The sequence below is a fragment of the Microbacterium sp. 22303 genome (genome assembly GCF_052045265.1).
Taxonomy (GTDB): domain Bacteria; phylum Actinomycetota; class Actinomycetes; order Actinomycetales; family Microbacteriaceae; genus Microbacterium.
This window is the reverse complement of the sequence record NZ_JBQEOQ010000001.1, coordinates 546,432-570,254: the sequence shown is the minus strand read 5'-3', so window position 1 is coordinate 570,254 and position 23,823 is coordinate 546,432. Positions and strand designations below refer to the sequence as shown.

The 23,823-nt window shown below is 70.2% G+C and carries 20 protein-coding genes; 14 read left to right on the top strand and 6 right to left on the bottom strand.

The window, feature by feature from the left end; genetic code table 11:
* The first annotated feature begins 55 nt into the window (after window positions 1–55).
* The 3 genes from ACTJI8_RS02740 to ACTJI8_RS02730 are packed head-to-tail and all read left to right on the top strand — an operon-like array spanning window position 56 to window position 3,591.
* On the top strand, window positions 56–2,191 hold the full coding sequence (locus tag ACTJI8_RS02740; protein WP_440731867.1) for a DNA gyrase/topoisomerase IV subunit B: 2,136 nt from the start codon (window positions 56–58) through the stop codon (window positions 2,189–2,191).
* Window positions 2,191–2,667, top strand: a complete 477-nt coding sequence (locus ACTJI8_RS02735; RefSeq protein WP_440731866.1) for a GNAT family N-acetyltransferase — start codon at window positions 2,191–2,193, stop codon at window positions 2,665–2,667. The genes ACTJI8_RS02740 and ACTJI8_RS02735 overlap by 1 nt, the downstream gene beginning before the upstream one ends.
* Before the next feature lie 12 nt (window positions 2,668–2,679).
* Entirely contained in the window at window positions 2,680–3,591 is a 912-nt protein-coding gene (locus ACTJI8_RS02730) for an arginase family protein (RefSeq protein WP_440731865.1), read from the top strand.
* Window positions 3,592–3,594: 3 nt separating this feature from the next.
* On the opposite strand, the gene ACTJI8_RS02725 is transcribed toward ACTJI8_RS02730, so the two are convergent.
* Complete coding sequence (locus ACTJI8_RS02725) at window positions 3,595–4,824, bottom strand: glycosyltransferase (protein ID WP_440731864.1); 1,230 nt, start codon at window positions 4,822–4,824, stop codon at window positions 3,595–3,597.
* A gap of 86 nt (window positions 4,825–4,910) precedes the next feature.
* On the opposite strand from ACTJI8_RS02725, the gene ACTJI8_RS02720 reads away from it, so the two are divergent.
* The 4 genes from ACTJI8_RS02720 (at window position 4,911) to ACTJI8_RS02705 (ending at window position 8,953) form a co-directional block, all read left to right on the top strand.
* Window positions 4,911–5,918 carry an NAD-dependent epimerase/dehydratase family protein gene (locus tag ACTJI8_RS02720; protein WP_440731863.1) on the top strand — a complete coding sequence of 336 codons (1,008 nt, stop codon included), beginning with the start codon at window positions 4,911–4,913 and terminating at the stop codon, window positions 5,916–5,918.
* Window positions 5,915–6,715, top strand: coding sequence for an MBL fold metallo-hydrolase (locus ACTJI8_RS02715; protein ID WP_440731862.1), 801 nt, complete (start codon window positions 5,915–5,917; stop codon window positions 6,713–6,715). Before ACTJI8_RS02720 ends, ACTJI8_RS02715 begins: the two co-directional genes overlap by 4 nt.
* Window positions 6,712–8,034, top strand: a complete 1,323-nt coding sequence (locus ACTJI8_RS02710; protein WP_440731861.1) for a F390 synthetase-related protein — start codon at window positions 6,712–6,714, stop codon at window positions 8,032–8,034. The genes ACTJI8_RS02715 and ACTJI8_RS02710 overlap by 4 nt, the downstream gene beginning before the upstream one ends.
* 79 nt (window positions 8,035–8,113) lie before the next feature.
* A complete protein-coding gene (locus ACTJI8_RS02705; protein ID WP_440731860.1) occupies window positions 8,114–8,953 on the top strand; it encodes a 3-oxoacyl-ACP synthase III family protein in 840 nt (279 codons plus the stop codon).
* 17 nt (window positions 8,954–8,970) lie between these two features.
* Here ACTJI8_RS02705 and ACTJI8_RS02700 read toward each other — a convergent pair whose 3' ends face one another.
* Window positions 8,971–11,418, bottom strand: a complete 2,448-nt coding sequence (locus ACTJI8_RS02700; protein ID WP_440731859.1) for a DNA gyrase/topoisomerase IV subunit A — start codon at window positions 11,416–11,418, stop codon at window positions 8,971–8,973.
* A gap of 81 nt (window positions 11,419–11,499) precedes the next feature.
* Between ACTJI8_RS02700 and ACTJI8_RS02695 the strand changes: the two genes are divergently transcribed.
* Entirely contained in the window at window positions 11,500–12,627 is a 1,128-nt protein-coding gene (locus tag ACTJI8_RS02695) for an alkaline phosphatase family protein (RefSeq protein ID WP_440731858.1), read from the top strand.
* A 33-nt stretch (window positions 12,628–12,660) separates the two neighbouring features.
* Here the strand turns inward: ACTJI8_RS02695 and sepH are convergent, their stop codons facing one another.
* On the bottom strand, window positions 12,661–13,722 hold the full coding sequence (sepH, locus tag ACTJI8_RS02690; protein WP_440731857.1) for a septation protein SepH: 1,062 nt from the start codon (window positions 13,720–13,722) through the stop codon (window positions 12,661–12,663).
* Between the two features lie 217 nt (window positions 13,723–13,939).
* Here sepH and ACTJI8_RS02685 point away from each other — a divergent pair, with 217 nt between their 5' ends.
* Window positions 13,940–14,233 carry a DUF4193 domain-containing protein gene (locus tag ACTJI8_RS02685; protein ID WP_440731856.1) on the top strand — a complete coding sequence of 98 codons (294 nt, stop codon included), beginning with the start codon at window positions 13,940–13,942 and terminating at the stop codon, window positions 14,231–14,233.
* 116 nt (window positions 14,234–14,349) lie between these two features.
* Here the strand turns inward: ACTJI8_RS02685 and ACTJI8_RS02680 are convergent, their stop codons facing one another.
* The gene (locus ACTJI8_RS02680; protein ID WP_440731855.1) at window positions 14,350–14,847 is read right to left on the bottom strand and encodes a DUF3093 domain-containing protein; all 498 of its coding nucleotides are present in this window, start codon (window positions 14,845–14,847) and stop codon (window positions 14,350–14,352) included.
* A 12-nt stretch (window positions 14,848–14,859) separates the two neighbouring features.
* On the opposite strand from ACTJI8_RS02680, the gene dut reads away from it, so the two are divergent.
* The 4 genes from dut (at window position 14,860) to acnA (ending at window position 19,688) form a co-directional block, all read left to right on the top strand.
* On the top strand, window positions 14,860–15,315 hold the full coding sequence (gene dut, locus ACTJI8_RS02675; RefSeq protein WP_440731854.1) for a dUTP diphosphatase: 456 nt from the start codon (window positions 14,860–14,862) through the stop codon (window positions 15,313–15,315).
* The gene (locus tag ACTJI8_RS02670) at window positions 15,312–15,920 is read left to right on the top strand and encodes a DUF3710 domain-containing protein (RefSeq protein WP_440731853.1); all 609 of its coding nucleotides are present in this window, start codon (window positions 15,312–15,314) and stop codon (window positions 15,918–15,920) included. Before dut ends, ACTJI8_RS02670 begins: the two co-directional genes overlap by 4 nt.
* Window positions 15,917–16,693 (top strand): DUF3159 domain-containing protein, encoded by a 777-nt coding sequence (locus ACTJI8_RS02665; protein WP_440731852.1) that lies wholly within the window; start codon window positions 15,917–15,919, stop codon window positions 16,691–16,693. Before ACTJI8_RS02670 ends, ACTJI8_RS02665 begins: the two co-directional genes overlap by 4 nt.
* A 175-nt stretch (window positions 16,694–16,868) precedes the next feature.
* Entirely contained in the window at window positions 16,869–19,688 is a 2,820-nt protein-coding gene (gene acnA, locus ACTJI8_RS02660; RefSeq protein ID WP_440731851.1) for an aconitate hydratase AcnA, read from the top strand.
* Window positions 19,689–19,747: 59 nt separating this feature from the next.
* Here the strand turns inward: acnA and ACTJI8_RS02655 are convergent, their stop codons facing one another.
* Window positions 19,748–21,043, bottom strand: a complete 1,296-nt coding sequence (locus ACTJI8_RS02655; protein WP_440731850.1) for a serine hydrolase domain-containing protein — start codon at window positions 21,041–21,043, stop codon at window positions 19,748–19,750.
* A gap of 142 nt (window positions 21,044–21,185) precedes the next feature.
* Complete coding sequence (locus ACTJI8_RS02650) at window positions 21,186–22,355, bottom strand: citrate synthase (protein ID WP_440731849.1); 1,170 nt, start codon at window positions 22,353–22,355, stop codon at window positions 21,186–21,188.
* 102 nt (window positions 22,356–22,457) lie between these two features.
* Here ACTJI8_RS02650 and ACTJI8_RS02645 point away from each other — a divergent pair, with 102 nt between their 5' ends.
* Window positions 22,458–23,768, top strand: a complete 1,311-nt coding sequence (locus ACTJI8_RS02645; protein WP_440731848.1) for a citrate/2-methylcitrate synthase — start codon at window positions 22,458–22,460, stop codon at window positions 23,766–23,768.
* Window positions 23,769–23,823 lie beyond the last annotated feature (55 nt).

Here is a 23,823-nt window from a genome sequence, read left to right as displayed (position 1 = left end):
ACGGCCAGGAGTGTCGTCGGGGCCAAGTCCGTGCTGCTCGATACGATGGGGGATTGTGACAGCCGAGTACTCCGCCCATCATCTCCAGGTCCTCGAGGGTCTCGAAGCCGTCCGCAAGCGGCCCGGAATGTACATCGGCTCGAACGGCTCCCCGGGCCTCATGCACTGTCTCTGGGAGATCATCGACAACTCCGTCGACGAGGCCGTCGCGGGCAACGGCTCGAAGATCGACATCATCCTTCATCCCGATGGCAGCGTCGAGGTGCACGACCGCGGGCGCGGCATCCCGGTCGATGTCGAACCGCGCACGGGTCTCACCGGCGTCGAGGTCGTCTTCACGAAGCTGCATGCGGGAGGCAAGTTCGGCGGCGGTTCGTACGCGGCATCGGGCGGCCTGCACGGCGTCGGCGCCTCGGTGGTGAACGCCCTGTCCGAACGTCTCGACGTCGAGGTAGACCGCGGCGGCAAGGTCTACGCGATGTCGTTCCGTCGCGGCGAGCCCGGGATCTTCACGGATGCGGGGGAGAAGAGGCCGGACGCGCCTTTCACGCCGTTCCAGGACAACAGCGAGCTGCGCGTGATCGGCAAGGCGCCGCGGGGCGTCACCGGCACCCGGATCCGCTACTGGGCCGACCGGCAGATCTTCACCAAGGACGCCGCGTTCCAGCTCGCCGACCTCGAGACCCGTGCACGGCAGACCGCGTTCCTCGTGCCGGGACTCGAGCTCGTGGTCCGGGACGAGCGCGCGGCGACTTCTGCGACGTCGCAGAACGGCGTCGAAGGCGAGCCGGCCACCGGCGCCATGGACGCGGTGAACGAGACCTCGTACCACTACGAGGGCGGCATCGCGGAGTTCGTCGAGTACCTCGCAACGGACGCGCCCGTCACGGACACCTGGCGCGTGCAGGGCGAGGGCACGTTCAAGGAGACCGTGCCGGTGCTGCAGCCCGACGGCCACATGGTCGCGACCGAGGTGGAGCGCGTCTGCGCCGTCGACATCGCCCTGCGCTGGGGGACGGGATACGACACGAGCATGCGCTCGTTCGTGAACATCATCGCCACGCCCAAGGGCGGGACGCATCAGCAGGGGTTCGAGCAGGAGCTCCTCAAGGTGCTGCGCGCCCAGGTCGAGCAGAACGCCCGTCGCCTGAAGGCCGGCAACGACAAGATCGAGAAGGACGACGTTCTCGCGGGGCTCACCGCCGTGCTGACCGTCAACGTCCCCGAACCGCAGTTCGAGGGGCAGACCAAGGAGGTCCTCGGCACGCCGGCCGTGCGCACGATCGTCGCGCAGGTGGTCCGCAAGGCGCTCGGCGAGCGTTTCGCCTCCACCAAGCGCGATGACAAGAACCAGGCGTCGATGCTGCTGGACAAGATCGTCGCCGAGATGAAGGCGCGCGTCTCCGCCCGTGCCCACAAGGAGACCCAGCGCCGCAAGAACGCGCTGGAGTCGTCGTCGCTGCCGGCGAAGCTCGTCGACTGCCGGTCCACCGACGTCGCACAGACCGAGCTGTTCATCGTGGAGGGCGACTCCGCGCTCGGCACGGCCAAGCACGCCCGCACGAGCGAGTACCAGGCACTCCTGCCGATCCGCGGCAAGATCCTGAACGTGCAGAAGGCGTCGGTCAGCGACATGCTGTCGAATCTGGAGTGCGCCTCCATCATCCAGGTGATCGGAGCCGGATCCGGTCGCTCCTTCGATCTCTCCACGGCGCGTTACGGGAAGGTCATCCTGATGAGCGACGCCGACGTCGACGGCGCGCACATCCGTACGCTGCTTCTGACGCTGTTCTACCGGTACATGCGCCCGCTCATCGAGGACGGGCGGGTCTTCGCCGCAGTGCCGCCCCTGCACCGCGTCATCGTGATGAACCCCGGATCCAAGCCGAACGAGACGATCTACACCTACAGCGAGGGCGAACTGCACACCCTGCTCGCGAAGCTGCGCAAGCAGAACAAGCGCTGGCACGAGCCGATCCAGCGGTACAAGGGTCTCGGTGAGATGGACGCCGAGCAGCTCGCCTCCACCACGATGGATCGTTCCGGCCGCCTGCTGCGCCGTGTGCGCATGGAGGACGCCGAGGCCGCGGGGCGGGTGTTCGAGCTGCTGATGGGCAACGAGGTCGCCCCGCGACGCGAGTTCATCATCGATTCGTCCGATCGCCTGGCCCGCGAGGCGATCGACGCCTGATGGCCGCGCTCCCCTCGGATGTGTCGCTGCGTCCCGCGCTTCCGGGCGACGTCGACGCGATCGCGGCGCTCAAGGAGAGGGTGCTGCGGCAGGATCTGGAACCGCTGGTCGGATGGGATCCGGCGCGCTCGCGCGCCCGCGTCGTCGAGCACTTCTCGCCGGAGCACACCTGGATGATCGCCGTCGACGGTGAGACCGCAGGCACGATCACACTGCGCCCCGATCATGACGCGTTGTGGCTGGAGATGTTCTATCTCGACGGACCGCACCAGGGCCGCGGGATCGGATCGTCCGTTCTCCGTGCCGTGCTGGCCGACGCACCCGCTGATCGGCCTTTGCGGCTTCAGGTGCTCGTCGGATCCGCCGCGCGGCGTCTGTACGAGCGGCATGGCTTCGTCGTCGAGCAGAACGACGGCATCGACATCTGGATGCGCCGCGATCCGCGCGCGGCTGCCGAGTCCGTCGCGGCGTCTTGACAGACTGAGTCGATGGTCGCCATCGTCTCCGCCCCCACGAACCTCGGACTGCGCCCGCCGGTGCGCGGCGGTGTGCCCGGCACGGCGAAGGCGCCCGAAGCCCTGCGCGAGGCGGGTCTGCACCGGCGGCTGTACGCCGCGGGAGCGGTCGACGCCGGCATCGTGCTGCCCGGACGCTACGTGGACGATGACGGACGCCGTCCGGCGGGCACGGTGCGCAACCAGGCGGCGATCGTGGAGCACGCCCGGCGGCTCGCCCATCGGCTGTTCGACATCAGGGAGTCTGGCCAGGCGCCGCTCGTGCTCGGCGGAGACTGCAGCCTCGCGATCGCCGCAGGTCTGGCGTCGCGGGTGACCGGCGGCGGTGGGCTCGTGCACATCGACGGTCACACCGACTTCCGCCATCCCGGCAACAGCACCGGGGTAGGCAGCGTCGCCGGCGAGGATCTGGCGATCGTGATCGACCGTCACACGCCGGAACTCGCCGAGATCGACGGACTCGGGCCGTACTTCGACGCCGCGCGCGTGGCGCACATCGGCCACCGCTACGAGGACGCGTTCGTCGACGAGGTGCGCGAGGCGATCGCCCTCGTCGTCCCTGCGGACGACGTGATCCTGCACGGCGCCGCGCGGGCAGCGTCGCGCGTGCGGGCGGTCGAGGGGCTCGAGCGCGACTACTGGATCCAGGTGGACGTCGACGTCCTCGACCCCTTGCACATGCCGGCCGTGGACAGCCCCGACCCGGGTGGCCTCGCTCCGGACGAGCTGATCGGCCTGCTGCGCGACCTCGCTCCGCACGCATGGGGCGCTGCCGTGACGGTGTTCGATCCGGACCTGGATCCGGACGGCGATCATGCGGCGACCCTCGCCGAGGTGATCGCGGAGGGCTTCGCGGAGCTCGGGACCGCCGTCGACGAGGACTGAGGGTCAGCGCGCGGCTCGCGCGGCCCCGGCCGCACAATAGACGCGGAGCAGCTCACCGCGGTGGGCGCTCTGCGCGACATGCGGTCGATGTGCGATCGCGGCCGCGCTCATGCCGGCGACGCGCGCCGGATCGTCGCGGAGCGCGGCGAGGGCGTCTGCGAGACCGGCGGCATCCGGCCGCGACGCGACCAGATGGCCCTGACGAGGCAGGGTCTCGGACAGCTCGGGATCCGCGACGATCACCGGCAGCCCCGCCGCGACGGCCTCCAGCAGCACCATCGGCTGGTTGTCGAAATCGAAGGAGCTGGACACCAGCACGTGCGCCGTGCGCATCGCGTCGAGCACCTCGGACTGCGGCACGGCTCCGCGCACGTCGACCCGCCCGAATCCGATCCGGGACGCCTCACGCGCGACCGTCCGGCGTGAGATGCCGTCACCCAGCATCACGGCCTCGATCCCGGGTGTGCGGGACACGGCGTCGAGGAAGATCTCAGGACGCTTCTCCGGCGACAGGCGTCCGCACCAGAGCACCCGCAGCGCGGCTCCCGGCTCCGGCCGGCGCGGGACGGGCGTCCCGATCGCATCGAGCACCGTCGCCTCGAGCCCGTTCGAGAGCACGTCCACCGGCGTCTGCACACCCTGTGCCACCAGTTTCGCCGCGAAGTGCGCGGAGGGCACGATCACCCGATCCGCGCGCTCCGCCTGGCTCACCATGAGCCGCCACATCCGACGGGCCGTGCGGGTGCGGGTGTAGTGCGCGCGCGTGTCGAGGGGAAGCGGTCGTGAACCGGGCGCAGAGCCGAGCCCGCGGCGATGCAGGCCGGCGAGCAGCACCGTCGTGATCGCCGGCAGGGGGAGCACCGAGCGCGTGTAGACGTCGATGCGCCCGTGCATGGTCTGCACGAGCGGGATGCCGAGCGCCCGGGCGGCGCGATAGGCGGCGAGCGCGGCGAACATCTCGGTGTGCACGTGCACGACGTCGAAGCCTGCGAGTTCGCGTTCGAGCTGGGCGGCGGCGTCCCGCAGGGGCCAGGTGAACGGGTAGCCGTCGGGCGCGAAGCCGCGCGCCGTCGGCAACCGCACGACAGGCGGGTCGGACGAGGGTTCGCTCAGAGGGGCGAACACGACGACCTCGTGCCCCGCGCTCACGAGCTCTTCGCGCTGCGCCTTGATCGCGGTCTGGACGCCGCCGAGCGTGGGCAGGTAGTAGTCCGTGACCATCGCGATGCGCACCGTCCCACTCTAGGGCGGACCCCGAGCCTCATCGCATGTGCGCCGGACCTCCCGTCGGGGGCGCGATCGTGCCATAGCATCGGGGCATGTCTGCGTCCGCCCGGCCCGTGCTCGTGACCGGCGCCGGCGGCTTCCTCGGCGGATACGTCGTGCGAGAGCTCAGGGCGCACGGCCTTCCGGTCCTGGCCTCGGGGCGCAATGCGGAGGCGCTCGCCCGGATCGCGGCCCCGGAGGAGACCCTGGTCTCTGCGCTGGCCGATCTTCCGGATGCGGCACGCCCCGTCGAGGCGGTCGTGCACTGCGCAGCGCTGTCGACGCCGTGGGGACGTCCGCGCGACTTCCTGGCCGCCAACGTCGAGGGAACGGCTGCGGCCCTGCGTTTCGCCGAGAAGGGCGGGGCGCGCCGGTTCGTCTTCGTGTCGTCGCCGAGCGTGTACGCGGCCGCGCGCGATCGGATCGGCATCCGTGAGGAAGAGGTGGATCCGGGCAATCGCCTGAACGACTACATCCGCTCGAAGCTCGCCGCCGAGCAGCTGCTGCACCGGGCGCAGCGGGCCGGGCGGATCCGGGAACTCGTGATCCTGCGCCCGCGCGGACTCATCGGCGCCGGGGATCCGAGCCTGGTCCCGCGGCTGCTCGCCGTGCATCGCCGCATCGGCGTGCCGCTCTTCGATGAGGGGCACAACCTCATCGATGTGACCGCCGTGGAGAACGTGGCCACCGCACTCCGCCTCGCGTTGAGCGAAGGGGATCCGACCGGCGGCGTGTACAACATCAGCAACGGCGATCCCCGGCCGTTCCGAGAGCTGCTCGAGGGCCTGCTGTCGCGGCTCGGCGAGACGCCCCGGTTCCGACGGCTGCCGCGCCGGGGAGCATGGGCGCTCGCGTCGGCGCTCGAGGGGATCTGCCGCGTGCTGCCCACCCACCCCGAGCCGCCGCTGACCCGCTACACCCTCTCGACCATCGCGTATGCGCAGACCCTCGACATCTCCCGTGCCCGCGACCACCTCGGCTATGCACCCGGGGTGTCGCTCGACGAGGCGCTGGACCGTGCCGTCGCCGACCTGCGCGCGCGAACGGATGCGGCCGCATGACGCGCCGGCTGCGTCACTACGCGTGCGGCAGCACGGTGCACGACATCGGCATCCTCTTCCGCGGCGGCGGACGTGAGGTGCGCGGGTTCCCGTCCGGGGTGTTCCTGTACGAGCCCGGGGACGGACGCCGGATCCTGGTGGACACGGGTTATGCCCCCGACCCCTGGGACACGGGCTGGCGCGGCGCCGTGTACCGGCGCATCCTGCCGCCCACGATGTCCGCCCCGGACGACGTCGCGCGACAGCTCGCGGACGACGGCGTCGCACCGGAGAGCGTGACGCATGTCGTGCTCACCCATCTGCATCCCGACCACATCGGCGGGATCGCGCGGTTCCCGTCGGCGCGCATCGTGGCGACCGCCGGACAGCTGGAGACACTGCGGCGTGCGCGTCTGCGCGACGCGATCCTGCCCGGCCTGCTGCCGGCGTGGTTCCCCGGGGTCGATCCGCTCATCCTCGATCGGGCGGACTTCACTCAGGCGGAGGTCGCGGGCGTGGAGCTGCACATCGCGGATCCGTTCCCCGGGGCGGGGCTGAGAATCGTCGACCTCCCCGGGCACGCGCAGGGGCACATCGGGGCGCTGGCGGACGACCGGGTGCTGCTCGCCGGAGACGCCGCCTGGGGATCCGATCTGCTCGCCGAGGAGCCGCGCATGCGGGCCCTGCCGCGAGCACTGCAGCACGACGGCGACGCGTACCGCGACACCGCATGCCGACTGGTCGCGCTCGCGCGCGCCGGCATCAGAGTGGTGTGCAGTCACGATCCGATCGGTGACCGAGAGCTGCTCCCGCGATGAGCCGGCTGCGCATCGTCGCGGAGTTCGCCGCCGCACGCTGGCTGCGGCCGTTGCGCACGCGCGCGGCCGTGGAACGCCGGCAGCGGCGCCTGCTGCGCCGGCACCTGCGGTTCCTGCGGCGCAGATCGGCGTACTTCCGCCTGCTCATCGGAGCGAACCCCGCCGATCTCGCCGCGCTGCCGCTCATGGACAAGCGCGTCATGATGGAACGCTTCGACGAGCTGAACACGGTCGGCGTCCATCGCGACGAGGCGATGCGGATCGCCCTCGCGAACGAGCGCTCCCGCGACTTCGCGGCCGACCTCGAGGGCTGCTCGATCGGGCTGTCCAGCGGCACGAGCGGACACCGCGGCCTGTTCCTCGTGAGCCGTGCGGAGCGGGAGGCTTGGGCGGGGACGGTGCTCGCGCGCACCCTGCCGCGAGGGCGCATCCTCGGACACCGCATCGCGCTGTTCCTGCGGGCCGACAACACGCTGTACGAGGCGGTCCGATCTCGCGCCGTCTCCTTTTCCTACTTCGACGTGTTCGCGGAGATGACGGAGAACCTCGAGCGCCTAGCCCGGTACGCGCCGACGATCCTGGTCGCACCGCCCTCGGTGCTGCTGGCGATCGCACGCGCTGCGGAGAGCGGCGCCATCGCCGTGCGCCCGGAGAAGGTCTACGCCGTCGCCGAGGTGCTCGAGGTCTCGGATGCGCGCAGGATCGCGGCCGGTCTCCGGCAGGAGCGGATCCATCAGCTGTATCAGTGCACCGAAGGGTTCCTCGCGCACACGTGCGAGGAGGGCGTGCTGCACCTCAACGAAGACGGCGTGCTCATCGAGCGCGAGCCGCTGGGCGACGACAGGTTCGCGCCCATCGTGACGGATCTGCGCCGCCGGGCGCAGCCGATCGTGCGCTATCGCCTCGGCGACGTGTTGCGCGAGCGCGAGGCGCCTTGTCCGTGCGGGAGCGCTTTGACCGCGTTGGCTCGGATCGAGGGACGCGAAGGCGACACGCTGCGACTGCCTGGGCAGGACGGCGGCGTCGTCGACGTGTTCGCCGATCTCGTGTCCCGCGCCCTGGTGTATGCGGACGGCGTGGCGGAGTACCGGATCGTGCAGACTGGCCGTCGCGAGCTCGAGGTCGGCATCGAAGCGGCGGCGGACACACCGCTCGCCCTGGTGCAGGCGAACGTCGCGGCGGAACTGGGAACATTGGCGGACCGTCTCGGTGCCGACCGCGCAGAGCTGCGTTTCGTGCCGTATGCACCGGAGCCGGGACGGAAGCTGCGGCGCGTGGAGCGGCGCTGGAGGGGGGATCGTGACGATGCGGAGCTGTGAGATCGCGGGATGGGGCAGGGTGCTCCCGAGCCGCACGGTACGGTTCGGCGAGAGCGTGCGATATCGGGTCGAGGATGACGTGTCGCACCTCGACATGCTCGCCGAAGCCGGGCGGCGCGCCATCGAACATGCGGGCCTGACGACCGATGACATCGATCTGGTGCTCGGCGCATCCGCCGCCGGCGTCCAGCCGATCCCGTGCACGGCGGCGCTCGTGTGGGAGCGCCTCACCTCGGCCGGCCATGCAGCCGCCTTCGACGTCAACTCGACCTGCACGAGCTTCGTGACCGCTCTCGACATCGCCTCCCGCTATCTGGAGGGCGGCGACCACCAGACCGTGCTGGTCGTGGCGGGCGACGTCGCGTCGCGGTTCCTCAACCCCGACCAGCGGGAGAGCTTCGAACTCTTCAGCGATGCCGCCGTGGCGGTCCTGCTCCGCCGCGCGACCGCGCCGGATCGGGGCGTGGTGGCCAGCCAGCAGCAGACCTGGCCCGCGCACGCGCACGACACCGAGCTGCGCGGAGGGTTGTCGCACTCGCCCGCCCAGCAGTACGCCGTCACGGATCCGGCCGACTACCTGTTCGACATGGACGGCCGACGGGCGCTGCTCGGCATGATGCGCGTGCTGCCCGATTTCTTCGACCGGTTCCTGCGGAGGGCCGGCCTCGCCCACGACGACATCGCCCTGTGGATCCCGCATCAGGCGTCGGCGGCGCTCGGTCCGATGCTCGACCGGATCGGCGTGCCCGGTGACCGGCGCGTCGACGAGGTCGAGGCGTTCGGCAACATGGTGTCGGCGTCGGTGCCGTTCATGCTGACCCGTGCCCTGGAATCCGGCCGCGTCGGCACGGGCGACACCGTCGTGCTGTGCGGCACGGCGGCCGGCCTCACGGCCAACGCGCTCGCGCTGCGGCTGTAGGCGACGGCACCCGGTGATCAGGCGCCGAGGGCGGTGCCGATCGACCCGATCACGCCGTCGATGGGCTGTCCGGATCCGTCGCGCTTGGCGCCGGCCTCTGGTAGAGCCCGGGCCGATCCGTCCGGGCCGACCGCGAGCGCGGGCTCCGCGCCGACCCAGGCCAGGGTCAGCCGGTCCTCGCCCTTCAGGAACGCGTGCGCCCTGACACCGCCGGTGGCGCGTCCCTTGCCGGGGAACTCGGAGAACCGGGACGACTTCGCGCGGCCCGCATCGGTGCCGGCGATCATGCCGGTCGCACCGGACACGGTCACCACGATCGCCTCCGCATCGGCGGCGAGCACGGAGAAGGCGATCACCTCGGCCTTGGCGCCGAGCTTGATGCCGGCCATACCGCCCGCGGGCGCTCCCTGGGGGCGCACTCCCGACGCGGCGAAGTGCAGCAGCTGGGCGTCGCTCGTGACGAACACGAGTTCGGCGTCGTCGGGGGCCGGACCCGCGCCGACGACCGCGTCGCCGGGCTTCAACCCGATGATCTCGAGCTCGGGCTTCACGGGGAGGGACGACGGCACGATGCGCTTCACGACCCCTGTGCGCGTGCCCAGCGCGATCGGCGTGTCATCGTCGAAGCGCACGAGCGCGAGGATCCGCTCGCTCTTGTCGAGCAGGCCGATGTAGTCGCGCAGCGGCACGCCCGCCGCGAGGTGCACCGAGGCGGACGGCACGGACGGCAGGTCCATCGCGGTGAAGCGCAGGACCCGGCCTGCCGTGGTGACCGCACCGATCTCGGTGCGGGTGGTGGTGTCCAAAGTGGCGAGGATCGCATCGTGCTTGCTGCGCCGGGAGGCGGGGGAGAGCTCCTGACCGGGCTCGAGATCCACCCGCACGGCGCGGCCGGTGGTGGACAGGACCACGACGGTCGGCGCGTCGGCGATCTGCGTGTCCACAGGGCCCTTGGCGGCGCGTGCCTTGGGCGGCGCGGCATTGAGCAGCAGGGTGCGCCGCGGGGTGCCGTAGGCCTCGGCCGCCGCATCGAGCTCGGTCGCGACCTGGCCGCGCAGCAGGGCCTCGCTGCCGAGCAGCTCCTGCAGCGCCGCGATCTCCGCGAGGAGCGCGTCGCGCTCGGTCTCCAGCTCGATGCGGGAGAACTTGGTGAGCCGACGCAGGCGCAGCTCGAGGATGTACTCGGCCTGCCGCTCGCTGAGGTCGAAGACGCTCTGCAGGCGGCTGCGGGCCTGCTCCGAGTCGTCGGAGGAGCGGATGACCTGGATGACCTCGTCGATGTCGAGGATCGCGATGAGGAGGCCCTCGACGAGGTGCAGGCGCTCCTCGCGGCGGGCCAGGCGGTACCGGCTGCGGCGCGTGACGACCTCGAGACGGTGCCGCACGTAGACGCTGAGCAGCTCCTTGAGTCCGAGCGTGCGCGGCTGCCCGTCGACGAGGGCGACGTTGTTGATGCTGAAGGAATCCTCGATCGGCGTCAGCCGGTACAGCTGCTCCAGCACCGCATTCGGGTCGAAGCCCGTCTTGATGCCGATCTGGATCCGCAGACCGTGATTGCGGTCGGTCAGATCGTTGACATCGCTGATGCCCTGGAGCTTCTTCGCCTGCACGGCGTCGCGGATCTTCTCGATCACCCGTTCGGGCCCGACCATGTAGGGCAGCTCGGTGACCACGATGCCGGTACGGCGCGGTCCGAGCGGCTCGATGGAGACCTTGCCCCGCACCTTGAACGCTCCGCGGCCGTTCGCGTAGGCGTCGCGGACGCCGTCGAGGCCCATCACGATGCCGCCCGAGGGGAAGTCGGGGCCCGGGACGAACTCCATGAGCTCCTCGGTGGTGGCCTCCGGGTGCTCGAGGAGGTGGATGGCCGCTGCCACGACCTCGATGAGGTTGTGCGGTGCCATGTTGGTGGCCATGCCGACCGCGATGCCGCTCGCGCCGTTGACCAGCAGGTTCGGGAACGCGGCGGGCAGCACGGAGGGCTGCTGGAACTGGCCGTCGTAGTTCGGCACGAAGTCGACGACGTCCTCGTCCAGGCTCTCGGTCAGCGCGAGAGAGGAGGGGGCGAGGCGCGCCTCGGTGTAGCGGGAGGCGGCGGGACCATCGTCCAGGGAGCCGAAGTTGCCGTGTCCGTCCACGAGAGGCAGGCGCAGCGCGAAGGGCTGCGCGAGGCGGACCAGAGCGTCGTAGATCGCGGAGTCGCCGTGCGGGTGCAGCTTGCCCATCACGTCGCCCACGACGCGGGCGCTCTTGACGTGGCCGCGGTCGGGGCGCAGGCCCATCTCCGCCATCTGGAACAGGATCCGGCGCTGCACCGGCTTGAGCCCGTCGCGCGCGTCCGGCAGCGCGCGGGAGTAGATGACCGAGTAGGCGTACTCCAGGAACGATCCCTGCATCTCGCTCGAGAGATCGATGTCCTGGATGCGCTCTTCGATCGGCTCGGGCGGCGTGGTCGTGCGGGGCATGGGCTTCCTGCGGGTTTCGGGCGGCGGCGGAGCGGTTCTCGACGCCGGATCCGTGCCGGGCTCTGTGCGAGACTGACTCGGATGACCCTCATGCTACCGGCGATCCCGCCCTCACTCCGGAGCATCACCGGGGTGGCGCACGACCTGTTCAACGCTCTGGACGGCCGCGACGGCGTGCTGCCGGGGGTGCGGTCGGCGGTACTGGTCGTCATGGACGGGCTGGGCGCGATCCCCCTGCGCGCGCATGCGGGCCATGCCCGCCGCCTGGCAGGGGCCATGGCGAAGAAGGACGTGCTCTCCAGCGTCTTCCCGTCCACGACCGCGGCCGCCCTCACGAGCCTGCTGACCGGCGTGGATCCGGGCCGGCACGGACTGGTCGGCTACGAGGTCAGAGACCCGCGCACCGGCGTGCTCGTCAACCAGCTGGCAGGCTGGGAGAAGGCGCGCGTCGATCCGACCGAATGGCAGCGCACGCCGACCGTGTTCGAGACCGCAACCGCGGCAGGACGTCCGGCGTTCGCCGTGGGACTGGCCGAGTATGCCGGCAGCGGCTTCTCCGCGGCGACCCTGCGGGGTGCCGAGTTCCGCTCCGCCCGCACGGCGGCCGAGCGCGTCGCATTGGCCCTGAGCCTCGCCGAGGAGCACGAGGGGTCACTCGTGTACTGCTACCTCCCGGAGGCGGACAAGGCCGGACACAAGCACGGCATGGCCTCAGCGGAATGGGTCCGCGCGCTCGAGGAGCTGGATGCGGCGATCCCCGCCGGGACGCCCGACGGCGTGGGCATGCTGATCACCGCCGACCACGGCATGGTCGACGTGCCGCGCACCAGGCATCTCATCCTCGACGAGCGCAGCCGCCTGCATGACGGGGTCGCAGCGATCGCGGGGGAGCCGCGCATGCTGCACGTCTACGTGGAGGATCCGGCCAGGCGCGACGAGATCGCTGCGGCCTGGGCCGCGGGGGTCGAGGGCGCTGCGGACGTGCTCACGCGCGCGCAGGCGATCGACGGCGGCCTGTTCGGATCCGCTCCGATCGCTGAGGCACAGGAGCGGATCGGCGATCTCGTGGTACCCGCCCGTGGCCTTTGGGCGCTGTACGACGGGACCGCTGAGGATCAGCGTTCACAGGGCATGATCGGTCAGCACGGATCGCTCAGCCCGGAGGAGCTGCGCGTGCCGTCGCTCCGGTTCGGCGCCTTCGCGCGCTGATCGACCGGGGCCGATCAGCGGCTGCAGCCGTGGTCAGTCGTCGCTGCGGGCTCCGAACACGATCTCGTCCCAGGACGGCATCTCACGCCGGCGTCGGCGCGGGGTGGAGTCGCCGTCGATCAAGACGGGGGCCGTCGTCGACTGCTCGGGCTCCGGCTCGTATCCGGGCTCGAGGGCCTCGAACAAGGCGAGCGGGCGGGACTCCTCGGGCTCTTCCTCCACGGTGGGTCGGACCTCGCGCTGCCCGCGCCGGCGGCGCAGTGCCTCCAGCAGGTCAGCCGTGTCGGACGGCGTCGCAGGAGCGAAGGACGCGCTGCGCGTCGCCGCCTCCTGGGCGTTGGATGCGGTCTGAGGGTGTCGCGCAGACCGGGGCTCCTGTGCGACGGTCGCGCCGTCCTCCTCCGCCTCGACGGGCTCGGCAGGGGCGGGCACCAGGCGCGGGCCGAACGCGCCCGAATCGAATCGGGTGTCGTCCTTGTACGGCGACGAGCGGTCCTTGTCGAGTGCGCGCAGACGGGGGATCAGCCCCTCCGGCAGAGCGCCCTGGCGGGACAGCTGCGTGGCGTCCGCATTGAGCGGCGCCAGCGCGCTGCGGCGCGGGTCGAACGACCATCGTGCATCGTGCTCGACGTCGTTCGCGGTGAACTCGAGCTTGATGACCCAGCCGGTGTCATCCTTCCAGCTCGCCCACCGCTCGTCGGCGGCCGCCAGCTCCGAGAGCTTGGCGCGGATCGCGACGCCGAACGTCGGCTGTGCATCGGGCTCGACCTCGTTGCCGATCAGCACAGGAACGGCGAGGGCCTGACCGACGATGTGCTCGCGCTCGGCGAGCACGGGGCTCTCGAAGCGCTGCACCACTTCGAGGTCCACCCCGAGGAGTTCGGCGACCTCAGTCGCGGACAGCCCGGCGCGGATGTGCGACTGGATCTCGCGGGGACTCGCAGCCAGCGGAGGAGCCTTCTCCTCGCGACCGGCCTTGGCCCGGCGCAGTTCGGCGCGCAGCACCTCGTCGATCGGGAGGGCGAATCGCTCTCCCGATTCGGTGGCGAGAACGAGGACGTCGTCTTCCGCGCCGACGATCGTGACGTGTTCCATGGCTTCAGCCCCTCAGAATGAGTGTCGGTTCATGGTGTCATGCGGTGTGCGCGCCGCCGGGAATATCGCGGGCGTGCCGTGAGTTCTGATGCGCAGACAGAGCGGCATTTGCGATTTGCACGCGCGTCATGCAAACTATGGGCCGCCGAACACCCCCGGCGCCCGGCACACGCAGGATGCCAAGCCGCTCGCAGGATGAGACTGGAGATCCAAACCCATGGCAACCGATTACGACGCTCCGCGCAAGAACGAAGACGAGAGCGAGTCGATCGAGGCTCTCAAGGAGCGCGTCCCCGACAAGCTGTCGGGATCGATCGACGCTGAGGATTCGGACAACCCGGGCGGATTCGACCTTCCGGGAGCCGACCTCTCCGACGTCGAGCTCGACGTCGTGGTGCTGCCCCCGCAGGAGGACGAGTTCACCTGTGTCAGCTGCTTCCTCGTGAAGCACCGTTCGCAGCTGGACCACGAGGACAAGGCAGGCCCCATCTGCAAGGAATGCGCGGCCTGATTCCCCTTCGCTGCTCGCGCCCGGACCTTCTCGGTTCCGGGCGCGTTCTGCGTTTGCGGGCGTTTGCCGTCTGGGACATCGATCGGCATCGGGGGCCGCCGCCCGATCCGGTCTGCTCAGGCCTGCGGGTTCGCCGCGGCGCGAGCGGCGTCGATCGCAGCGGCCAATCGGTCCGGCGTGCGCGAGGAGATCGTCCAGCTCGGCGCCGGGTCTGCCGGATCCGTATTCGGCACGATCACCACGCCGTCGATGCCGCCGCGGATCAGATGCCAGCCGCGGGCCGGAAGGCCGGGGCCGCGCGCCTGACGCGCATCCTCCCCGGTGCGGACCTCCGGCTCGCCCAGCCAGGAGGCATCGATCCAGGCCCGGCCGGCGCGTAGTACGTGCTTTTCCACCGCCACGCGCGGCGACCCGGCGATCATCAGGACGATGATCGCGACGGTCGCGGCGATGCCGATGATCAGCGCGACGCCCGATCCGGCCGGCACGAACACCAGCGCGAGCATGGGGCCGCCGAGGGCCGCGGCGAGGAACAGCCACAGACTCGGCGCGAGACGTTCGTGGTAGCGGGTGGCCGTCGGGGCGGTCCCGGCATCGCGTGCTGCGTTCTGCATTAGCCTCTTTCCGTGACCGAATCCGTGGACGTTCCCATTATCGCGCCCCAGCTTCCCGTCTACGCCCACCCCGGCGACGCCGGAGCCGACCTCGTCTCGACCGAGGCGCTGCGGCTCGAGCCCGGGCAGCGCGCGCTGGTCGGCACCGGCGTGAGCATCGCGCTTCCCGAGGGTTTCGCCGCGTTCGTCGTCCCGCGCAGCGGTCTCGCGGCCAAGCACGGCATCACCGTCGTCAACGCCCCGGGCACAGTGGACGCCGGCTATCGCGGGGAGATCAAGGTGAGCCTGCTGAACACCGACAGCAATGCGGCGTACGATGTCGCGGTCGGTGATCGGATCGCCCAGCTGATCGTCATGCCCGTCACCCGAGCCCGGTTCATCCCGGTCGACGCACTGGACGAATCGGTGCGCGGAGCAGGCGGATTCGGATCCACCGGCTATCAGACCCAGAGCCAGGAGAACGCATGAGCGACGACACCACGTCCGGGATCGAGCCCGTGGAGGACGCCTCGGAGGCGCCCGTCCGCGACCGCGCGGTCGACGGCCCGTTCGACGAGAGCGAGGCCAACCCGGTCCGTCCCTACATCGACCTCGGTGCCATCAAGATCCTTCCGCGTGAGGGGCTGAACCTCCGCCTCGAAGTGGAGGAGCAGACGCAGCGCATCGTCGCCGTGGGCCTCGACTACGCCGACTCGACCTTGCAGGTGCAGCCGTTCGCGGCGCCCCGCTCGAGTGGGCTGTGGGACGAGACGCGCGCGCAGATCCAGGAGCAGATCTCGCAGCAGGGCGGCACCGTCACCGAGCGTGAAGGCGCCCTGGGTGCCGAACTGCTGGCGGAGATCCCCGCTGTCGCCGGCGACGCAGCTGTCACGCGTCTCGCCCGGTTCGTGGGCGTCGACGGTCCGCGCTGGTTCCTGCGGGGCGTGATCGGCGGAGCCGCGGCATCCGACGAGACTGCGGCCGCTGCCGTCGAGGACCTGTTCCGCTCGATCGTCGTGGTGCGCGGCGGAGCCCCCATGCCCCCGCGCGATCTCATCCCCCTGCGCATGCCCGCGGCCCCCGGCACGGCGTGAGCACGTCGCGGCCGGACGACGCGGAGCGCGGGTCCGAGGGTGCTCCCGAAGATCGGTACGCGCCGCCCCCGGCGCCCGACGCCGCGCAGAGCCTCGGGGCCGCGCTCGGCGGCGCCGCGCAGCGCCTCGGCATCGATCCGAACTCCGGTGCCAGCACGGGGCACGTCGTGTGGAGCGCGATGGGAGGCTGGCGCGGAGTGCTCGAGTCGGTGCTGCCCAGCGCCGCGTTCCTCATCATCTACACGCTGCGACCGGATCCGCTCTGGCTCTCGCTGATCGTGTCGGTCGGGCTCGCCGCGATCTTCTCCGTGGTCCGCCTGCTGCAGCGTTCGCCCGCTGCTTCGGCGCTCGGCGGGCTCGTCGCCGTCGCGGTCGCCGCGGGACTCGCACTGTGGACGGGGCGTGGCCAGGACAACTTCGTGCCCGGCTTCTTCACCAACGCGCTCTACGGCACGGTGCTGCTCGTCTCGGCCCTCATCGGATGGGCGCTCATCGGCCTCGCCGCCGGATTCCTCATGGGCGACGTGCGTGGCTGGCGGACCGACAAGCGCAAGCGCCGCGCCTTCTTCTGGATCACGATCGCGTGGGCCGCCCTGTTCTTCGCGCGCCTGGCCGTGCAGCTGCCGCTGTACTTCTCCGGCAACGTGCAGGCGCTGGGCACGCTCAAGCTCGTGATGGGGCTCCCGCTGTTCGCGCCGATGGTCGCTGTGACGTGGTTGCTGGTGCGCGCGCTGTACCCGCCGAAGCACGACGCCGACACGCGTCAGGGGTGAGTCGGCGCCGCCCGCACCGTGCTAGATTTATCTTGACGTCAAGATAAATCAGCACCTTTCGCTCGCCTGTCCGCGAGAGCAGACTGGTAAGGCCCGCCTTGCTAGCCGCGCGGGGGAGCGGGCGAGCAAGATGGTGTCGACTGTCGCTTCCATCCGAACAGAAGGAGACGGATCCGTGTCCACGGTGAACAGCTTCGGTGCCAAGAGCACCCTGACGGTCGGCAGCACCGACTACGAGATCTTCCGGATCGACACGGTCCCCGGATACGAGAAGCTCCCGTTCAGCCTCAAGGTTCTCCTGGAGAACCTGCTTCGCACCGAGGATGGCGCGAATGTGACGAAGGCGCAGATCGAGGCTCTCGGATCCTGGGACCCGGCGGCCCAGCCTGACACCGAGATCCAGTTCACGCCGGCGCGCGTGGTCATGCAGGACTTCACCGGCGTGCCCTGCATCGTCGACCTCGCCACCATGCGCGAGGCCGTCACCGCCCTCGGCGGCGACCCGAACAAGATCAACCCGCTGTCCCCGGCCGAGATGGTCATCGACCACTCCGTGATCGCCGACCTGTTCGGCCGCCCGGACGCGATCGAGCGCAACGTCGAGATCGAGTACGAGCGCAACGGCGAGCGGTACCAGTTCCTGCGCTGGGGCCAGACCGCCTTCGACGACTTCAAGGTCGTCCCGCCGGGCACCGGAATCGTGCACCAGGTGAACATCGAGCACCTGGCGAAGGTCGTCTACGACCGCTCCGTCGACGGCGTGCTGCGCGCCTACCCCGACACCTGCGTCGGCACCGACTCGCACACCACCATGGTCAACGGCCTGGGCGTGCTGGGCTGGGGCGTCGGCGGCATCGAGGCCGAGGCCGCCATGCTCGGCCAGCCCGTGTCGATGCTGATCCCGCGCGTCGTCGGCTTCAAGCTGACCGGCGCGATCCCTGCCGGCGTCACCGCGACCGACGTCGTGCTGACGATCACCGACATGCTCCGCAAGCACGGCGTGGTCGGCAAGTTCGTCGAGTTCTACGGCGCCGGCGTCGCCTCGGTGCCCCTCGCGAACCGCGCGACGATCGGCAACATGTCGCCGGAGTTCGGCTCCACCGCTGCGATCTTCCCGATCGACGACGTCACCCTCGACTACCTGCGCCTCACCGGCCGCGACGAGCAGGCCGTGGCCCTCGTCGAGGCCTACGCCAAGCAGCAGAAGCTCTGGCACGACGCCAGCAGCGAGCCCAGCTTCAGCGAGTACCTCGAGCTCGACCTGTCGACCGTCGTGCCGTCGATCGCCGGCCCGAAGCGTCCGCAGGACCGGATCCTGCTGTCCGAGTCGAAGGCGCAGTTCGAGAAGGACATCCTGAACTACGTGACGGGTCCGATCGACATCAACGACTCCGGATCCTTCCCGGCGTCGGACCCGGGATCCGTCCCGGGGGAAGAGGTCGAGACCAACGAGATCCCCACGCTGTCCTCGGGGTCCCCGAAGGCCGCGTCCAAGCCGGTCAAGGTCAAGACGCCGGACGGGCAGAAGTACATCCTCGACAACGGCGCCGTGACGCTGGCCGCGATCACTTCGTGCACCAACACCTCGAACCCGTCCGTCATGATCGCCGCCGGCCTTCTCGCCCGCAACGCCCTCGCCAAGGGCCTGAAGCAGAAGCCGTGGGTCAAGACCACGCTCGGCCCGGGCTCCAAGGTCGTCACCGACTACTACGAGAAGTCGGGTCTCGACAAGGACCTCGAGGGCCTCGGCTTCTACACGGTCGGCTACGGCTGCACGATCTGCATCGGAAACTCGGGCCCGCTGATCGACGAGGTCTCGGCCGCGATCAACGAGCACGACCTCGCCGTCACCGCGGTGCTCTCCGGCAACCGCAACTTCGAGGGCCGGATCAGTCCCGACGTGAAGATGAACTACCTCGCGAGCCCGCCGCTGGTCGTCGCCTACGCCCTGGCCGGGTCGATGAACTTCGACTTCGACACCCAGGCGCTGGGCACCGACGGCGAGGGCAACGACGTGTTCCTCAAGGACGTCTGGCCCGACCCCGCTGAGGTGCAGCAGATCATCGATTCGTCGATCTCGCGCGACCAGTTCATCAAGCAGTACGCCACGGTGTTCGACGGCGACGAGCGCTGGACGAGCCTGCCCACGCCGACCGGTCCGGTCTTCGAGTGGGACGCCGACTCGACCTACGTGCGCAAGGCGCCGTACTTCGACGGCATGCAGGCGACCCCGGCTCCGGTCACCGACATCTCAGGTGCTCGTGTGCTGGCGACTCTGGGAGACTCGGTCACCACCGACCACATCTCCCCGGCCGGCAACATCAAGGCGGGCACGCCCGCCGCCCAGTACCTCACCGAGCACGGCGTGGCGCAGAAGGACTTCAACTCCTACGGCTCGCGTCGTGGCAACCACGAGGTGATGATCCGCGGCACGTTCGCGAACATCCGCCTGAAGAACGCGCTGGTCAAGGCCGTCAACGGCGGCGAGCAGATCGAGGGCGGATACACCCGCGACTTCACCCAGCCCGGCGGCCCGCAGGCGTACATCTTCGACGCCTCCACGAACTACCAGGCCCAGGGCACCCCGCTGGTGATCTTCGGCGGCAAGGAGTACGGATCCGGATCCTCCCGTGACTGGGCGGCGAAGGGCACCAACCTCCTCGGCGTGAAGGCGGTCATCACCGAGAGCTTCGAGCGCATCCACCGCTCGAACCTCATCGGCATGGGCGTCGTGCCGCTGCAGTTCCCCGCGGGCGAGTCCTGGGAGTCGCTGGGCCTCGACGGCACCGAGATCGTCTCGATCGCGGGCCTCGAGGAGCTCAACGAGGGCACCACGCCCAAGACGGTCCGCGTGACCGCGGCGCCGAGCGAGTTCTCTCCCGAGGGCAAGCCGACGGTCGAGTTCGACGCGGTGGTCCGCATCGACACCCCCGGTGAGGCCGACTACTACCGCAACGGCGGCATCCTGCAGTACGTGCTGCGCTCGCTGGTCTGATCCACGCGCACCACAACGGGGCCGGTTCCTTCGGGAGCCGGCCCCGTTCGTGTATCTCGTCAGCTCTTCTTCGCCGGAAGCGTCGGCGGCGGGTCGTCCGGGGCGAGTTCTGTGGCGATCTGCCGGAACAGCCGGTCGCTCGAGTTGTCGTAGATGCCGTTCGCGTCAAAGGCACCCGGCAGGAACGTCGTCGCCACCGCGATCGCGATCTTCTTCGAGGGCAGATACGCCTCTGTGGCGCTGTAGCCGCTCAGCAGAGGATTCTGCAGTTGCCAGGATCCGGATCGCACCACCCCGAGCCCGTAGTTGTAACCGGTGACCTGGGTGAAGCACGACCCGGCGCAGACCGGGAGCGGTGTGCCGAAACCGATCAACGTCGAATCGGTCATCTCGTGGAAGCTCTTCGGTGAGAGCAGCTTGCCGGTGCCGACGGCGACCGCGGTCGTCGCCATGTCGGTGATCGTGGTCGTCTCGGCCGCTCCGATCGGCGTGCCCCAGGCGGGGTTCCAGAACGTCGACTCCTCCGTGAACGGCATCGACGGAGGGATGCCGAGGGCCACGCGGCGTTCGGAGCTGTACGCATGCAGCACCGGCTCCGGCACGGTCGCCGTGCTGTACGCCGCCGTCTGCGTCAGACCCATCGGGCCGAGGACCTTCTTCTGCAGCAGCTGGTCGAGGGGAGCTCCTCCGATCATGGAGAGGATGTGGCCGAGGATCATGAAGTTGGTGTGCGCGTAGCTCCAGTTTGTGCCGGGCTCGAATTGCAGAGGGCGATTGAACGCGTCCTTCAATCGCTCGTCGAACGTGAACTCGTGGAACGGGTCGGCGTTGTAGGCCGCGGTCCACTCCGGATCCGTCTCGAAGTCGGGATATCCGGTGGTCTGGTTCGTCAGCATCCTGAGCGTGACCTTGTTCGCCTCGGGCAGGCTGGGCATCCACTTGTCGACCGTGTCGTCGAGGGTGATCTTCCCCTCGTCGACGTACTCCAGCAACAACGTGGAGACGTACTCGAACGCCACCGCACCGTTGCGGAAATGCATGTCGGTGGTGGCGGGGACGCCGGTCATCGAGTCGCCGTACGCCTGCATCGAGACGACCTTGCCATCGATCGTGACCCGCACGATCACCGCCTTGAGACTGTCGGCCTTCATGGACTCTCGGATGATCGAGTCGACCCGTGCGTTCTGGACGTCCGGACGTGCGGACGACGCGATCGCGGCGGGAGCGGCCCCGCCCGCCGGCCGCCACACGATCCAGGCGATGACCACGAGCAGTGCGATGGCAGCAGCGCCTGCGATGACGACGATCGTCCTTCGCCGCGCGGTGCCGCGGGATGCCGGTGTCTGCGCGTTCACGTTCGTCTCCTCGGATCCACGATCGCGGAATGTCCAAGCGCACCGGCGGGCCGTTCGGGTCTGGTCCTTCGGGCGCACGGGGACGATCGCTCGCGTCCCCGTGCCCGCCTGCCGCCGAGCATAGACCCGGGGTCGGTGGCGATCAACGAGAGTGTGACGACGCTCCGATGTAGCGGGACGAGGGGCGGAGGATCTTGCCGTCCTGCACCTGCTCGCAGGCGTGCGCGCCCCAGCCGATCAGGCGTGCCGATGCGAACGTCGGAGTGAACAGCTCGCGCGGAATCCCGCACGCCTCCATGACGACTGCGGCGTAGAGTTCGACGTTCGTGCGCAGGGCGCGGCCTGGCTTGAGCTCGTCCAGCACCCGCAGCACGGTCTGCTCCACCGTCACGGCGAGGTCGACGCGGTCCGACGCGAGTCCGTCGGTGCGCAACCGCTGAGCGACGCCGCGCAGCAAGCGCGAGCGGGGATCCTCCGTGCGATACACCGCGTGCCCGAACCCCATGATCCGCCGGCCGTTCTGCACGCGCTCGCGCACCCAGGCGTCCGCACGATCGGGTGTCCCGATCTCGTCCAGCATGTCGAGCGTGCGCGCGGGTGCGCCTCCGTGCAGCGGCCCGGAGAGCGCGCCGAGTGCACCGCCGACGCACGAGGCGAGGTCGGCGCCGGTGGACGCGATGACCCGCGCCGTGAACGTCGACGCGTTGAAGCCGTGATCGATCGCCGCGGTCAGGTACGTGCCCAGCGCAGCGGCGAGACGGAGGTCGGGAGTGACGCCCGAGAGCATACGCAGATAGTCCGTGACGGGGTCGAGATCGCCGTCCGGCTCGATCGGATCCTGATCTCTGCTCCACCGGTGCAGTGCCGCGATCAGGGACGGCGCGACGGCGGCGAGACGGATCGTGTCGTCGACGCGCTCCTCGTCGGTCTCGTCGTAGAGCGCGCGCCGTCCGTCCGCGGCGGAGACGAGAGCGAGCGCGGTGCGCAATTGGGCCATGGGATCCAGACCCGAGACCGCGATCGCCGACAGCGGTCCGTGCAGGTGTTCGGGGATCGTTCGCGTCGTGGCGGTGCGGGCGCGGAATTCTGCGGCGTCCGCTCCGCTCTGGGGCAGCTCGCCGAGTGCGACCAGCCTCCAGGCGTCCTCGAATCGGGCTTCGGCGGCCAGCTCAACACCCGAGACGCCCCGGTACTGGAAGAAGCCCTCCTCGCCGCGGACGTCGCCGATCGTGGTCTCCGCGACGACGACGTTGGTGAGCCCTCGCGGGACGTCGATGAGCTGCGTGTTGTTGCGATCGATGGTGATGGCCATGTCGGCTCCTCTCTGGCGAGTCGCGGCTGGCGGCTCTTCGCTCACGATGGCTAATGGATCCGGATATCGTCAATGTTGATCGGATCAATGAAGGAGCCCGCGATGGACGCACTCACGGCGGCGCAGACCGCGGCGCGCCTCGGTGTGCGGACGGAGACGCTCTACGCGTATGTCTCTCGGGGCCTGATCGCGCGCGAGCGCGGGGCGCACGGCTCGTTGTTCGACCCGCTCGAGGTCGAGCGCTTCGCCCGTGCCCGCCGCCGTGCGACCTCGCCCTCGCACGGCGCGGCTCGCGCGGCCGGCGCGGACGGGAGCCCGCTGGCGGTCATCGACACGGACATCGCGCTGATCGAGGACGGGGAGCTCTGGATCCGGGGGGTGCCGATCGACGAGCTGGTCGCGGGGGAGGGCGAGCCGCCGAGATTCGACGCGATCGTACGGTGGCTCTTCGCGCACACGGACCTGCCGCAGCGGGACGCGTTGCCGCTGGAAGGGTCCGGGAGCGCAGCGCCGAGCCGCGTGGTCGCAGCCCTTCCGCCCGCTGCCGGGGCGTTCAGCCGACTGCTCGCGGCGGTCGCGGCTCTCGCGGCGGAGGACCCGGAGCGCTACGACCTCCGTGTGGAGACCGTGGCACGCGTCGCGACGCGTCTCGTCGCCGGACTCGTGGATGCGCTCCCGCTGCTCGGTGTCGGTCAGGAGAACGACGGTGGGGCGTCGACCAGCGGGACGACGGGTGGACCGGTGGCGGCGCGGCTCTGGCCCCGGCTCACCGCGCTGCCGGCGACGCCGGCCCGCGTGCGGGTGCTTGACGCCGCACTCGTGCTCCTCGTCGACCACGACATGGCGGTATCGACCCTCGCAGCGCGGGCCGCGGCATCGGCGCGTGCCCATCCCTATGCCGTCGTGGCCGCCGGTTTCGGTGCGCTCGACTCGGCCCTGCACGGCGCCGTGAGCGCCGCCGTGCACGCCCTCCTGCGGCAGGTGCAGGACGGCGCGGATCCTGCGGCCGCCGTGGCGACCGCGACACGCCTGGGCGGAGCGGGGATCCCCGGATTCGGTCAGCTGCTCTACCCGGACGGCGACCCGCGGGCGAGGCTGCTGCTGCGCCTGTTGCAGGAGACGGCGGATCCGCAGGCCGAAGCGGCGTTGCACGTGGCCGATCAAGTCACCGCCGTCGTGCATTCCCGGACCGGTCTTCATCCCACGGTCGATCTCGCGCTGGCCGTGATGGCGCTGGCCTGGGAGATGCCCGCGGACGCCGGGGAGACCGTTTTCGCTGTTGCTCGCTCCGCCGGCTGGTGCGGGCATGCGCTGGACGAGTACGGGCGCGCGCCGTTGCGGTTGCGTCCGATCGGGCGCTACGTCGGCCCGGATGCGGCAGATCTCCAGCGGTCCGGCAGCATTGCTCGGTAGGCTGGCTCGGTGCTGCGGGTTCTGACTCGTCGCGCACGATTGGCTTCAGGAGGCA